Origin of the sequence: Pseudosulfitobacter sp. DSM 107133 (assembly GCF_022788695.1) — a bacterium.
Classification (GTDB): Bacteria; Pseudomonadota; Alphaproteobacteria; order Rhodobacterales; family Rhodobacteraceae; genus Pseudosulfitobacter.
This window is the reverse complement of the sequence record NZ_CP085154.1, coordinates 2,837,709-2,850,556: the sequence shown is the minus strand read 5'-3', so window position 1 is coordinate 2,850,556 and position 12,848 is coordinate 2,837,709. Positions and strand designations below refer to the sequence as shown.

The window sequence follows — 12,848 nt, the reverse complement described above, 5'->3', positions numbered from 1 at the left end:
TCTTGTGGCCCCCCAAGGCGCTTGTGACAGAATCGTAACGTTGACACCGCTTAGCATGGCCTTACGGTCCGGCAAAGCGGGACACCCCCCTATCGGAGAAGAACATGCACCAGATCGACTATTTTTTTTCCGTGCTGTCGCCATATACCTATCTGGCAGGCACGCGGCTGGAAGAAATCGCGGCCAGACACAGCGCCACGATCAACTATAAGCCCACAGATGTGGTGGCCCTGTTCGGTCGCACCGGGGGCACACCCCCCAAGGACCGCCACCCCAGCCGCCAGGAATACCGGGCACAGGAACTGGTGCGGCAGGCCAAGAAACTGGACATGCCGTTCAATCTGAAGCCCGCCCATTGGCCCACCAATGGCGCGCCTGCCTCTTATGCGATCATCGCGGCGATTCATGCGGGTGGTGGCGATCTGGGCAAGCTGGTGCATGGGTTCCTGCGCGCGGTTTGGGCCGAAGAGAAAGACATCGCGCAGGATGACGTGGTGCGTGCCTGTCTGGAAGAGGCGGGATTCTCGCCGTCGCTGGCAGACAGCGGGTTGTTGCAGGGGGCTGAAACCTATGCCGCCAATCTGGAAGAGGCCGCCAATCGCGGTGTCTTTGGCGCGCCATTCTACATCTGCGAGGGCGACAACCGGTTCTGGGGGCAGGACCGGCTGGAAGATCTGGATCTGCATCTGGCAGGCAAGCTTTAGGCATGCAGTACCACTCAAGACGCTATGGCAAGGGCCCCCGACAGGTCCTTGCGATTCACTGCACGCTGGCCCATTCGGGCGCGTGGCGCGGTCTGGCCGATGCCATGGGCGCGGGGCTGACGATCAACGCCTATGACATGCCCAGCCACGGCAAATCTCCCGACTGGGACGGCACCGGCGACCTGCATGATCTGGTGACCGCTTGGGGCCATGACATGCTGTCCGAGCCTATGGACGTGATCGGCCACAGCTTTGGCGCGATCGTGGCCTTGCGGCTGGCCGCCGAGGCGCCCGAGCGGGTGCGCAGTCTGACCTTGATCGAACCGGTCGCCTTTGCCTTTGTGGCGGCGGATGATCCGGCCAAGGTCGAGGAGTACCGCCAGCGCAATCTGGATTTCGATGCGGCGATGCAGGCGGGTGACAAGATGCAGGCGGCGCGGTCGTTCAACCGCGGCTGGGGCAACGGTGTGCCGTGGGATGAAATTCCCGAACAGACCCGGCAGTACATGGCCGACCGTATCGACTTTGTCGCGGGTTCCGCGCCCGCAGTGCAGCGCGACAGCATCGGACTGCTGAAGCCCGGCGCGCTGGACGTGATCAAATGCCCTGTGCTGCTGATCGAGGGTGACCAATCCGACGGCACCATCGCCGCGGCCAACAGCGCCATTCAGCGCCGTATTCCACAGGCCGAGCGGGTTGTGCTGGAGGGTGCGGGGCACATGGCCCCGATTACCCACCCCGAGAAGGTCGCCGCCGAAATCCGCCGGTTTCTGGACGCGGTTTAAAGGTAGCTGAGAAACTGGTCGATTTGCGCATCCGAGATCGACCAGTCGCAGACCAGACGGGCCGCGATCATTTCGTCGGGGTCGTCGCCTTCCAGTTCGCCTTCCCAGATGTAATACTTCGCCCCTGCCGCGTGCAGCCGCTTGTGCGCGGCGCGGGGGAAGGCGGCAAAGATCATGTTGGCGTCGGGCTGGTGCAGAAACTCGGCACCCTTGTCGCGCAGCCCTGCGGCCAGACGCTGGGCGTGGGCATTGGCGGCGGCAGCGGTTTCCATCCACAGATCGCCGTCCAGATAGGCGGCCATTTGTGATGACAGATAGCGGTGTTTCGAGAACAGGTGCGCCCCGCGTTTGCGGCGCAGCTCGAACTCCCACGCCTTGTCGGGGTCAAACAGCACCACGGCCTCGACGCCCATGCAGCCGTTCTTGGTGCCGCCAAAGCTGAGGATGTCGACGCCTGATTTCCACGTCATTTCGGCAGGGGTGCAGTCCAGCGTGTTGATCGCATTGGCAAAGCGTGCGCCGTCCAGATGGACGGGCAGGTCGAATTCCTTGGCCACGGCGGTCAGGGCGCGCAGCTCGTCCAGCGTGTACACCTCGCCGCGTTCGGTGACCTGGGTGATGCTGACCGGACCACGTTGCGGGCCGTGCACACCGCGCACCTCTTCGCCGGCGATGGTGGTGTGTAGCGCCTTGGGCGTCATCTTGTCGCCGCCGGGCACCAGCGTCAGCTTGGCCCCGCCTGCGTAGAACTCGGGGGCGTTGCATTCGTCCTCGTGGATGTGGGCGACGTTGCTGCAAAAAATGGTGTCGAAGGGATGGGTGTAGCAGGCCAGCGCCAGCGCATTGGCGGCGGTGCCTGTGGCCACCAGAAACACTTCGGCTTCGGGGGCCTCGAACGTGCGGCGGATGGCTTGTCGCACCTCGTCCATCACCGGATCGGCACCATAGGGCATGGCATGGCCCGTGTTGTCGTCGATCATGCGCGTCATGATCTGCGGGTGAACGGGACCGGCGTTGTCAGAGGCGAAAAACATCTAGGTGGGTTCCTCAATTATGTGCTCTTCCCAGTCTTCTTCGGGAATGTCGAATTCGCTGAGCGTCATGTTTTGCACGCTGACGCCGGCATCATGCACCGATTGCGATGTGCCTGTCAGCAGCGGGTGCCACTCGGGCAGCGGTTTGCCTTCCCACAGCAGACGGTAGGCACAGGTTTGCGGCATCCAGTAGGCGTGGGTGTCCAGATTTGACGGTTTCAGCACGATGCAATCGGGCACGAACTGGTGGCGGTTTTCGTAATGCGCGCAGCGGCAGGTGGCATCGTCCAGCAGGCGGCAGGCGATGCGGGTCAGGGCCACGTCGCCGGTGTCTTCGTCTTCCAGCTTGTTCAGACAGCATTTGCCGCAGCCGTCGCACAGGGCTTCCCATTCGGGGGCGGTCATCTGGTCCAGTGTCTTGCGTTCCCAGAATTTGTGCCCCAGTTTCGCGCCGCTCATAGCGCGGCCAATATGGTGCGTGCACGGGCGCAATCGGCGTCCATCTGGGTGATCAGCGCATCAAGGCTGTCGAATTTTTCCTCGCCACGCAGATGCTCGACAAGGGCAACAGAGACATGGGTACCGTAAAGATCGCCGGAGAAGTCGAAGATAAAGGTTTCAAGGTTTGCGCGGTTTTCGCCGAACATCGGGCGCACGCCGATGGACGCGGCCCCCTGATAGCGGCCCTTGTGTGGCCCTTCCAGCACGTCGACCAGCACGGCATAAACGCCATAGGCCGGCGGGTGCAGGCCATCAATGGACATGTTGGCCGTGGGAAAGCCCAACTCGCGGCCCCGTTGCTCGCCGCCGATGACCGGGCCTTCGATCCGGTGCCAGTGGCCCAGCATCGCGGCGGCGTCACGGGGGCGGGCGTTGCTCAGTGCGTCGCGGATGGCTGTTGACGAGACGGTGGCATCGCTGGCTTCCAGCAGCGGCGCGATGGTCACGCCAAAGCCCATGTCGGCCCCGAACTGTTGAAGATCGGCCGCTGTACCGGCGCGGCCCTTGCCAAAACAGAAATCGGCCCCCACGACGACATGGCGCAGGCCCAGACCGTCAGCGATCACCGTGCGGGCAAATGCTTCGGGTGACAGGCCGGCAAGCTGGGTGTTGAAATTCAGCTCGTACAGGCGTTCGACACCCAGTTTGGCCAGCTGCGACGCCCGCGCCTCGGCGCCCATCAGCCGGAAGGGCGCAGAGTGGGGGGCAAAGAATTCGCGCGGGTGGGGTTCAAAGGTCAGAACGCCCAAGGGCGCGTCAGGCGCGGCTGTGCGCGCCAGATCAATCACCGACTGGTGGCCCACATGAACGCCGTCAAAGTTCCCGATGGCCACAGAGGCCCCGCGATCTGAAGGCTCGACAAACTGGTAGTCTCGAATGATCCGCATGGCCAATGCCTAGCTGCGCCCATGACGAGAGGCAAGACACGTCCCGACGTTGCAGGGGGCAAAAACCATGGGAAAAGCGATGGGCCGGGGGCAGTGCCCCCGCCGCATCAGTCGAATTTGCGCGACGGGGCCAGAACCGAGGCTTCGCCGATCAGCACTTTCTTGCCCTCGACGCTGCAATGGCAATCCAGTTTGACGCGGCGTTTGGCCATGTCGATGTCGATCACCTTGACCTCGGCATAGACCATGTCGCCGGGGCGCACAGGGGCCAGAAACTTCAGGCTTTGCCCCATGTAAACCGTGCCGTGACCGGGCAGCTGTTCACCGATCACCGCAGAGATCAGACCCGCAGTCAGCATCCCGTGGGCAATGCGCCCTTCAAAGATGGTGTCGCGGGCATAATCGTCATCCAGATGCACCGGATTGCGGTCGGTGCTGATCTGGGCAAACATCTCGATGTCTTCGTCCGTCACCACTTTGCGCAGGTGACGGGTCATACCCATTTCAATGTCTTCGATGCAGATCGTACCGCGTGGCAGGTTGTCCAACATTCCAGGCTCCGGTTATTTTCTGACGTAATGGCAGTTCTATCCGCAACATTATTACTTTGCAGGTGCAGAAAAGCCAAGCGGAAAATTGTCAGCGCAAAAAGCCTATGGAGTAGGTGGGGGCAACCATTTCTTTGTCCAGATAGGCTTTCAGAGCCGCTGCATCGGGCTGCGTTTCGGTTTTCGTCTCTTCGGCGGCAAGGCCACCAGAGATGAACAGAGAATCGATATCCTCGCCCAGAGCGCCCTGAATGTCGGTCAGAACACCGTCGCCAATCGCCAGAATAGACCCGTTTTCGGTCTTGCGGTTGATCTCGGCCAGTCGCATCCGTGCCAGATCATAGATCGGCGGGTGCGGCTTGCCGGTATAGATGCTTTCGCCCCCCATTTCGGTATACAGCTTGGCCACGGCCCCGGCGCACCATTCGCGCACATCGCCACGGTCGACGACGATGTCAGGGTTGGCGCACAGCAGTTTCATGCCCTTTTGCTTGGCATACAAAAGCTGGGGGCGCAGATCAGCGACATCGGCCAGCGGATCGAAGGGGCCGGTGCAGACGATGCCTTCGGCCTCTTCCAGCGGCACGATCCTGATGTCGACCGGCTCGTCCACCACGCCGATGGGATCGAAAAAGTTGGTGTCGCGGTTTTCACCGATAAAGAACACCTTTTCCCCGACCGCGCCGCGATACATCGCCGTGCGCGCGCTATCGCCGGATGTGGCGATTGTGTCCCATGCATCGTCGGGAATGCCCATGCCTGCGATCTGCGTGGTGACGCTGGCGCGGGGGCGCGGCGCGTTGGTGACCAGAACGACTGTGCCACCGCGGGCGCGATAGGCTTGCAGGGCGGCCACGGCATCGGGGAAGGCGCTGATGCCGTTGTGCACACAGCCCCACAGATCAACGAACAGCGCGTCATAGCGGTCGGAAACTTCGGAAAGGGCGGAAATGATCTGCGTCATGGGGCGGTCCTTTTGACTTGGGTTATAATGCTTCGAGCATGAAAGGTGAGTTGGGTGCAAGGGCTGGGACTGTGGTTGGTCGGCAAAGAAAAAGGCGGGCAAGCTGCCCGCCTTTTGCGGGGCTGCGCCCCTTATTTCACATGTCGTTTCACCGGCCTCAAACTTTGAGGTTGGGGATGATTTGCTTTTTGCGGCTCATCACGCCGGGCAGCACCACGGTGTCGCCGGTCACGGTCGCGCCAAAGCTTTTCTCGGCCACGGTTTTCACCAGATCGTTGGGCACCAGCAATGTGGCCTCTTCGTTCAGGATGTCGACGACGAACAGCAGCACCTGATCGGCACCGTCTTCGGCAGCTACGTCCACCATTGACGCCATCAGGCTGTCCTTGCGGTCCAGCACGATCTTGGGCGCTGTGGTTTCCAGCACGCTGACGCGGAAGTCTTTGCCGGCAACGGTGTATTCCTTGCTGTCCATGCGCAGCAGTTCCGCATCCGAGAAGGACGAAACGTCGGATTTGGCTTCGAACATTTCCGAGGCGTAGGACGCAATGTCGATGCCCAGCTGTTTAGCCAGATCATGTGCGATGGCCTTGTCTTCGTCGGTGGTGGTCGGGCTGCGGAATTCCAGCGTGTCGGACAGGATGCACGACAGCATCGCGCCTTTGATGTTCTCGGGCATTTGCGCCATATGCGCGCCGATGGCTTTGAACATGATGGTTGCGGTGCAGGCCAGCGGCTCCATTACGATGTGGATCGGGCCGGCAGTTTCCAGACCACCCACCAGCTTGTGGTGGTCGATGATTGCCTTGATGTCGCAGTTGTTGATGTTGTCGGGCAGCTCGGCGGGGTTGTTGGTGTCGACGATGACAACGGGTGTGCCGTCGGCCACGGTGCTGACGATCTCGGGCTTGTCGAGGTTCCAGCGTTTCAGCACGAATGCCGCTTCGGTGTTGGGTTCGCCCAGCAGGACCGGCTTGGCATCGACGCCGTGAACGGTTTTCAGATACCACGCCCAGATGATCGGGCTGCCGGTGCTGTCGGTGTCGGGGGATTTGTGGCCAAATACGAGCGTTGTCATGGGACGTCCTGAAGTTATGTGTGGTTTTGCGGGCCTTATAGGGGGGCGGATGCGCATTGTCACCTGCGGTATTTTGGCCCCTTGGACTGTGTCAAAAAGGCCCGCTGGCGCGGACGCTGTTTGTTTGGATGAGGGGCGTTGCCCCTCATACGCCCCAGGATTTTTTGAACCAGAGAAGGGGCGGGGTTACAGCCCCAGCGCGGTGCGGGTCTTGCGCGGCAGTTTGGCGGCGATCATCTCATAGGAGGCGTCGATGTGCTGGGCCAGTTCGGTATCGTTCAGGCCGGGGGCCGCGTGGTGCTGAATCCACTTCATGCCGCGCGAGGCCAGATAGGGCGCGGGGCGCAGGCCGGGCATGTCGCTGAGGATCTCAAAGGCCATCTCGGTGACTTTGAACGTGAAGGCCGGCGCATCGTCGGCCCAGCCGCAGATGGCAAAGACCTTGCCGCCTACCTTCCACACATCTGCATTGCCCCATTGCACCACATGGGTTGTGGCGGGTTTTGCGGCGCAGTGGGCGTTGAATTCATCGCGGGTCATGGGCGGACATTAGCGGCTTGGGGCGGGTTGGGAAATGGTGTTATCTGGCGGGCATGAGTGCGCCGCGTGAAACCGATCTGTATTTGCCCGTCAAAGCCTTTCTGGAGGGGCAGGGCTATGTGGTGAAAGCCGAAGTGGGCGCTGCCGATGTGGTGGCCGTGCGCGGGGGCGAGCCGCCGGTGGTGGTGGAGCTGAAGCTGGGGTTTTCGCTGACGCTGGTGCATCAATGCGTGGCGCGGCTGGCGGTGTCGGATGATGTGTATATGGCCGTGGCGCGCGGGCAGGGGAAGCGGTTCCAGCGCGCGCTGAAAGAGATGACCACGCTGGCGCGTCGGCTGGGGCTGGGCCTGCTGACGGTTCGGATCAGCGACGGGCTGGTCGAGGTGCATTGCGATCCGGGGCCTTATGTGCCGCGCAAGTCGAAGAAACGGCAAGGCCAGTTGCTGCGCGAATTTGCGCGCCGGCAGGGCGATCCGAACGATGGCGGTCAGACGCGGGTGGGGCTGGTCACGGCCTATCGTCAGGATGCGGTAAAGCTGGCGCTGTATTTATACGAGGCAGGGGCCTGCAAGGGCGCGGATGTGGCGCGCGAGACGGGTGTTGCGCGGGCCACCACGATGATGCGCGACGATCATTACGGCTGGTTCGAGAAGGTGGACAAGGGCATATATGGCCTGACCCCCAAGGGGGCCGAGGCGGTGATGGCGGCGGGCGTTGCGCTGGGCAGTTAGAACGGCTGGCGTGTGAGCATGTAACCGTCGCCTGCAAGCAGGTTCAGCAAGCCGTGCGTGCCACCCAGATGACCCGCGCCGACGGCGACGACGGTGACACCTTGGCTGGCGGTGATCTTGGGCAACCAGTTTGCGTTACGCCGGACCAACAATTTGTCCAGCATATCGTCAAAGAGCACATCGAATTCGCTCTTTGGAAGGTCGAGCCAACTGCGGGTCACCACGCGGTTCAGGGGCATGATCGCGCCGTGCTCTTGCGCGAAATATTGTGCGACCAGCGTGGCGGTCAGGTCTTCGAGTTGCTGCACGCCAAACGTACCGAGGCGCAGCAGCGCGACCTGTTCTTCCAGCGGATCCTGCCCCATCAGGGTAAAGAGCGTGTCAAAGGGTTCAAGCGCTGTGGCGGGCGTGCCATTTTCGCTGGCGACGCGCAGCAGTGCCTTGTCCAGACCTTCGCCGCCATTCTGCATCGCCGTCATGACGCAAGGCGGCATGCCCAGAATCAGCGAGAGATACCAGGGCTGGAGTTTCGCGGCCATGAAGGGCGGAATGCCACGCTGGGACGCGGCTTGTGCCAGTTCGGCCCAGTCTTCGGCGGGCATCAGGTCGATCAGCGTCGGGCCGGAGGCGAGCGAGATCAGCTCGGGGCGGGTGGCCATCGCGTCTTTCAACTGTTCTTCTTCGATTGCGGTGGCTTCGACCAGCAGCGCGTCGGCTGTCGCGATCACGGGTGCCAGCGCGTCGGCCACCGCTGGCAGGCGGGGATCGGCCACATGGATCGTGCCGATCAAATGAATTGTCTGGTCCCCCTTGTGTGCGATCCAGTGGTTCCCATCTGGGTAGGGCATGTCGCGCATCAGCGCGTCCAGGTCCGCGGTCTGATCCGCAGTCAGACGGGTGCGCAGATCGGTGCCGTTACAGGTGGCAACCGCCATCTGCGGCAGCAGCAGGGCGAGCGTGAAAACAAGGGTGCGCAGCATCATCAAGGGCCTCTTGGTCAGTGTCAGGCCACGCTATGTCCTTGGGCTGCGAAGGCAAAGGGGCGACCCTGAAAAAGCAACGCAAAAATTGCAAACACACCTGTTGACAGCCTTGCCGCACATCCCTAGCTATGCGTCGTTATCACTCGGACGAGCTGAGTGCTAACACGGGGTACCAAGGTGCCCTGCAAGGGAGTAACTTTGAGCCTTAAGGAGCTGCAAAGATGGCATTGAAACCGCTTCATGACCGCGTGCTGGTTCGCCGCACGGAAAGCGAAGAGAAAACTGCTGGCGGGTTGATTATTCCCGATAGCGCGAAGGAAAAGCCCTCGGAAGGCGAAGTTGTTTCGGTTGGCGAAGGCGCCCGCAAAGACAGCGGCGAGCTGATCGAAATGGCCGTCAAGCCAGGCGACAAAATTCTGTTCGGCAAATGGTCGGGCACCGAAGTCACCGTCGCAGGCGAAGAACTGCTGATGATGAAAGAATCGGACATCATGGGGATCATCGAGTAAGCGCCACGCCTGCTCTGACCCTCATTGACCTACACATTCTCAAAGGAGAAAAATCATGGCTGCTAAGGACGTCAAATTTGACAGCGAAGCCCGCAACAAGATCCTGAAAGGTGTCAACATCCTTGCTGACGCCGTCAAGGTTACACTGGGCCCCAAAGGCCGTAACGTTGTTCTGGACAAATCCTTTGGCGCACCGCGCATCACCAAGGACGGTGTATCGGTTGCCAAGGAAATCGAACTGGAAGACAAGTTCGAAAACATGGGCGCACAAATGGTCAAGGAAGTTGCTTCCCGGACCAACGACGAAGCTGGCGACGGTACAACAACCGCCACAGTTCTGGCCCAGGCGATCGTGCGCGAAGGCATGAAATCGGTTGCCGCCGGCATGAACCCGATGGACCTGAAGCGCGGCATCGACATGGCAACAGCCAAAGTCGTCGAAGCGATCAAGGCCGCCGCACGTGACGTGACCGACAGCGACGAAGTTGCTCAGGTTGGCACCATCTCGGCCAACGGCGAAAAAGAAATCGGTCGCCAGATTGCCGACGCGATGCAAAAAGTCGGCAACGAAGGTGTTATCACCGTCGAAGAAAACAAGGGTCTGGAAACAGAAACCGTTGTTGTCGAAGGTATGCAGTTCGACCGTGGCTACCTGAGCCCCTATTTTGTAACCAACGCCGACAAGATGACTGTCGAGCTGGAAGACGTGATCATCCTGCTGCACGAGAAAAAACTCTCGAGCCTGCAGCCGATGGTTCCGCTGCTGGAGCAAGTCATCCAGTCGCAAAAACCCCTGCTGATCATCGCGGAAGATGTCGAAGGCGAAGCGCTGGCGACACTCGTGGTCAACAAACTGCGCGGCGGTCTGAAAATCGCTGCTGTGAAAGCGCCCGGTTTCGGCGATCGCCGCAAAGCGATGCTGCAAGACCTTGCGATCCTCACAGGCGGTCAGGTGATCTCGGAAGATCTGGGCATGAAGCTGGAGTCCGTCACCATGGACATGCTGGGTTCGGCCAAGAAAGTTTCGATCACCAAAGACGAAACCACCGTTGTTGACGGCGCTGGCGAGAAGGCCGAGATCGAGGCACGCGTTGCCCAGATCCGTAACCAGATCGAAGAAACCACATCCGACTACGACCGTGAAAAGCTGCAAGAGCGCGTTGCCAAGCTGGCAGGCGGTGTTGCCGTGATCCGCGTGGGCGGCATGTCGGAAATCGAAGTCAAAGAACGCAAAGACCGCGTTGACGATGCTCTGAACGCGACACGTGCCGCTGTTCAGGAAGGTATCGTTGTGGGTGGTGGTGTTGCCCTGGTCCAAGCCGGCAAAGTGCTGGAAGGGTTCAAAGGCGACAACAACGACCAGGACGTTGGTATCAGCATCGTGCGCAAGGCCGTGGAAGCACCGCTGCGTCAGATTGCTGAGAACGCTGGCGTCGACGGCGCTGTTGTTGCGGGCAAGATCCGTGAAAGCAGCGACCTGACATTCGGTTTCAACGCGCAGACCGAAGAATATGGCGACATGTTCAAGTTCGGCGTGATCGACCCTGCCAAAGTGGTGCGCACCGCACTGCAGGATGCGGCATCGGTTGCAGCTTTGCTGATCACCACCGAAGCCATGGTTGCCGACAAGCCGTCGAAAGACAATGGCGGCGGCGGCATGCCCGATATGGGTGGCATGGGCGGCATGGGCGGCATGATGTAATCTGCCGTTCCTCACCGAACGCTTTGTTCTATAAGAAGGGGCTGCCTGCGGGCGGCCCCTTTTTTCATATGCCATTCAGGAGGGCAGCCTATGCTGATCGGACCGGATTTCTCGCGCGAATTGCGGCGCGGTGAAGAGGACGCGGTAGACGCGCTGTTGCGCAGCGCCTTTGACGGCCCGGCCGAGGCGGAGCTGGTGCACGCGCTGCGCAAGGCCGGTGCGATGGCGGGCGAAAGCGTGGCCACCTGGGATGGCCGGATCGCGGGGTATTATGCCCTGTCCCATATGGTCGCGCCGCAGGGCTGGTTGTGTCTGGCCCCTGTCGCCGTAGCCCCCGACCGTCAGGGCCATGGGTTGGGGCGCCGGATGATGGGTATGCTGAGCGAATGGGCGCGACTGAGCGAAACCTATGTTGTCGTGCTGGGGCAGGTGTCGTTTTACGAACGGGCCGGATTTTCGCAGGCCCGCGCACAGGGACTGACATCGCCCTATCCCTTGACGTATACAATGATTGCGGGGCCAGGGACGGATGTGCCTGCGGTCGCTTTGAAGTATCCGAAAGCCTTTGGATAAACGGGCACCAGAATGAAACTTGCGCTTCTCACCGCCCTCACGATGACGGCATTCGCGGCCAACTCGGTGCTGAACCGCGCTGCTGTCGGCAGTGGCAGCATTGATGCCGCCAGCTTTGCTCTGATCCGGGTGGTCGCGGGCATCGTGATCCTGTGCATGGTGCTGAGCGTGCGGGGCACACCGCTGCCGTTGTTCCGCCGTGCGCGGGTGCCGGGGGCGCTGTCATTGGCGGCCTATATGGCCGGGTTTTCGCTGTCCTATGTGGTGCTGGATGCAGGGCTGGGCGCGCTGATCCTGTTCGGGGTGGTGCAGATCACCATGTTCGGTTGGGGTGCGCTGCGCGGCACCGCACCGACGCGGCGGCAGATGGCGGGGGCGGGCGTGGCCTTTGCCGGTTTGCTTCTGGTGCTGTGGCCGGGGCCGGGCAGTCACACCGATCCGGCGGGGGCGGCGTTGATGGTGATGGCCGGGCTGGGCTGGGCTGCCTATACGATTTCGGGCAGGGCCGAAGCCGACCCGCTGCCCGCAACGGCGGCGAACTTCCTTTTGTGCCTGCCGGTGCTGGCGCTGGTTCTGATCGGGCCCGGGATGCATGCGGCACCTGTGGGGATCGGGCTGGCGATGGTGTCGGGGGCTGTGACCTCGGGGCTGGGCTATGCGCTGTGGTATGCGGTGCTTCCGCGTCTGGCACAGGCGACCGCGGCGGTTGTGCAACTGAGCGTGCCGATCATCGCAATTGCGGCGGGGGCGGTGATTCTGGGTGAACCGGTCAGCGCGCTTATGCTGGTCGCGGCCGCGCTGGTGCTGGGTGGTATCGCATGGGCGGTCACCACACCAAAGGCTCCAACGGATCATAGCTGATCCCGTCATTGTCAAACGCCACGGCCCCAAGGCTTGAGGGTTTGTGCGGTATCCCGGCCAGTTCGGCCTGAGTCACCCAGCGGCGTTTGGTCACCACCGCCTCGGGGTCTTTCCAGCTGTCAGGCGTGTCGGCGCTGCCGTCCAGCGTGCAGCGAAAGAACACCTCGACCTGATGAAAGTCGCGGTTGCGGTCGTGGAACTCGTTGACCAGGCAAGGGGCGCCCACGGTGACCCGCAGGCCGGTTTCCTCATGCACTTCGCGCGCCAGATTGGCGGGCAGGCTGCTGTGCGCCTCGACCCCGCCGCCGGGGGCGCACATCAGCGGGCTGCGGTTGCCGGCAAAGGCGTTCACCAACAACAACCGCCCGTCGTGGACGATCACCGCGCGGGCAGCGATACGGGGCGGGCGTGGCTTGGGCATAGGCGGCTTTCTGTAAGTTGTCGCGAA

16 protein-coding genes are annotated in these 12,848 nt (G+C 61.7%); 7 read left to right on the top strand and 9 right to left on the bottom strand.

Features of this window, described 5'->3' with window-relative positions; translation table 11 throughout:
* The first annotated feature begins 104 nt into the window (after positions 1–104).
* Both DSM107133_RS14060 and DSM107133_RS14055 read left to right on the top strand, forming a co-directional pair.
* Positions 105–704: a 2-hydroxychromene-2-carboxylate isomerase gene (locus tag DSM107133_RS14060; RefSeq protein WP_114292670.1), complete on the top strand. Its 600-nt coding sequence runs from the start codon at positions 105–107 to the stop codon at positions 702–704.
* 2 nt (positions 705–706) lie between these two features.
* Entirely contained in the window at positions 707–1,489 is a 783-nt protein-coding gene (locus DSM107133_RS14055; protein ID WP_028958571.1) for an alpha/beta hydrolase, read from the top strand.
* Here DSM107133_RS14055 and DSM107133_RS14050 read toward each other — a convergent pair.
* The 7 genes from DSM107133_RS14050 to DSM107133_RS14020 form a co-directional block, all read right to left on the bottom strand.
* Positions 1,486–2,523 carry a beta-eliminating lyase-related protein gene (locus DSM107133_RS14050; RefSeq protein ID WP_114292671.1) on the bottom strand — a complete coding sequence of 346 codons (1,038 nt, stop codon included), beginning with the start codon at positions 2,521–2,523 and terminating at the stop codon, positions 1,486–1,488. The genes DSM107133_RS14055 and DSM107133_RS14050 overlap by 4 nt on opposite strands.
* Positions 2,524–2,982 (bottom strand): YcgN family cysteine cluster protein, encoded by a 459-nt coding sequence (locus DSM107133_RS14045; RefSeq protein WP_114292672.1) that lies wholly within the window; start codon positions 2,980–2,982, stop codon positions 2,524–2,526.
* The gene (locus tag DSM107133_RS14040; protein WP_114292673.1) at positions 2,979–3,911 is read right to left on the bottom strand and encodes a bifunctional riboflavin kinase/FAD synthetase; all 933 of its coding nucleotides are present in this window, start codon (positions 3,909–3,911) and stop codon (positions 2,979–2,981) included. The genes DSM107133_RS14045 and DSM107133_RS14040 overlap by 4 nt, the downstream gene beginning before the upstream one ends.
* Before the next feature lie 107 nt (positions 3,912–4,018).
* Positions 4,019–4,462, bottom strand: coding sequence for a MaoC family dehydratase (locus tag DSM107133_RS14035; RefSeq protein ID WP_114292674.1), 444 nt, complete (start codon positions 4,460–4,462; stop codon positions 4,019–4,021).
* Between the two features lie 88 nt (positions 4,463–4,550).
* Positions 4,551–5,423, bottom strand: a complete 873-nt coding sequence (locus tag DSM107133_RS14030; RefSeq protein ID WP_114292675.1) for a TIGR01459 family HAD-type hydrolase — start codon at positions 5,421–5,423, stop codon at positions 4,551–4,553.
* 157 nt (positions 5,424–5,580) lie between these two features.
* A complete protein-coding gene (locus DSM107133_RS14025) occupies positions 5,581–6,501 on the bottom strand; it encodes a manganese-dependent inorganic pyrophosphatase (RefSeq protein WP_114292676.1) in 921 nt (306 codons plus the stop codon).
* Positions 6,502–6,687: 186 nt separating this feature from the next.
* Positions 6,688–7,041: an MmcQ/YjbR family DNA-binding protein gene (locus DSM107133_RS14020; RefSeq protein WP_114292677.1), complete on the bottom strand. Its 354-nt coding sequence runs from the start codon at positions 7,039–7,041 to the stop codon at positions 6,688–6,690.
* A gap of 53 nt (positions 7,042–7,094) precedes the next feature.
* Between DSM107133_RS14020 and DSM107133_RS14015 the strand changes: the two genes are divergently transcribed.
* Complete coding sequence (locus tag DSM107133_RS14015; RefSeq protein WP_114292678.1) at positions 7,095–7,772, top strand: DUF2161 domain-containing phosphodiesterase; 678 nt, start codon at positions 7,095–7,097, stop codon at positions 7,770–7,772.
* Here DSM107133_RS14015 and DSM107133_RS14010 read toward each other — a convergent pair.
* The gene (locus tag DSM107133_RS14010; RefSeq protein WP_114292679.1) at positions 7,769–8,755 is read right to left on the bottom strand and encodes a TraB/GumN family protein; all 987 of its coding nucleotides are present in this window, start codon (positions 8,753–8,755) and stop codon (positions 7,769–7,771) included. The two genes, DSM107133_RS14015 and DSM107133_RS14010, sit on opposite strands and share 4 nt — an antisense overlap.
* A gap of 221 nt (positions 8,756–8,976) precedes the next feature.
* Between DSM107133_RS14010 and DSM107133_RS14005 the strand changes: the two genes are divergently transcribed.
* The 4 genes from DSM107133_RS14005 (at position 8,977) to DSM107133_RS13990 (ending at position 12,400) form a co-directional block, all read left to right on the top strand.
* The gene (locus DSM107133_RS14005; protein ID WP_089421014.1) at positions 8,977–9,264 is read left to right on the top strand and encodes a co-chaperone GroES; all 288 of its coding nucleotides are present in this window, start codon (positions 8,977–8,979) and stop codon (positions 9,262–9,264) included.
* 55 nt (positions 9,265–9,319) lie between these two features.
* A complete protein-coding gene (gene groL / locus DSM107133_RS14000; protein ID WP_028958560.1) occupies positions 9,320–10,966 on the top strand; it encodes a chaperonin GroEL in 1,647 nt (548 codons plus the stop codon).
* 90 nt (positions 10,967–11,056) lie between these two features.
* Positions 11,057–11,539, top strand: coding sequence for an N-acetyltransferase (locus DSM107133_RS13995; RefSeq protein WP_205387780.1), 483 nt, complete (start codon positions 11,057–11,059; stop codon positions 11,537–11,539).
* Positions 11,540–11,551: 12 nt separating this feature from the next.
* Complete coding sequence (locus DSM107133_RS13990) at positions 11,552–12,400, top strand: DMT family transporter (protein WP_114292680.1); 849 nt, start codon at positions 11,552–11,554, stop codon at positions 12,398–12,400.
* Here the strand turns inward: DSM107133_RS13990 and DSM107133_RS13985 are convergent.
* Positions 12,366–12,821: an NUDIX domain-containing protein gene (locus tag DSM107133_RS13985; protein WP_114292681.1), complete on the bottom strand. Its 456-nt coding sequence runs from the start codon at positions 12,819–12,821 to the stop codon at positions 12,366–12,368. The two genes, DSM107133_RS13990 and DSM107133_RS13985, sit on opposite strands and share 35 nt — an antisense overlap.
* Positions 12,822–12,848 lie beyond the last annotated feature (27 nt).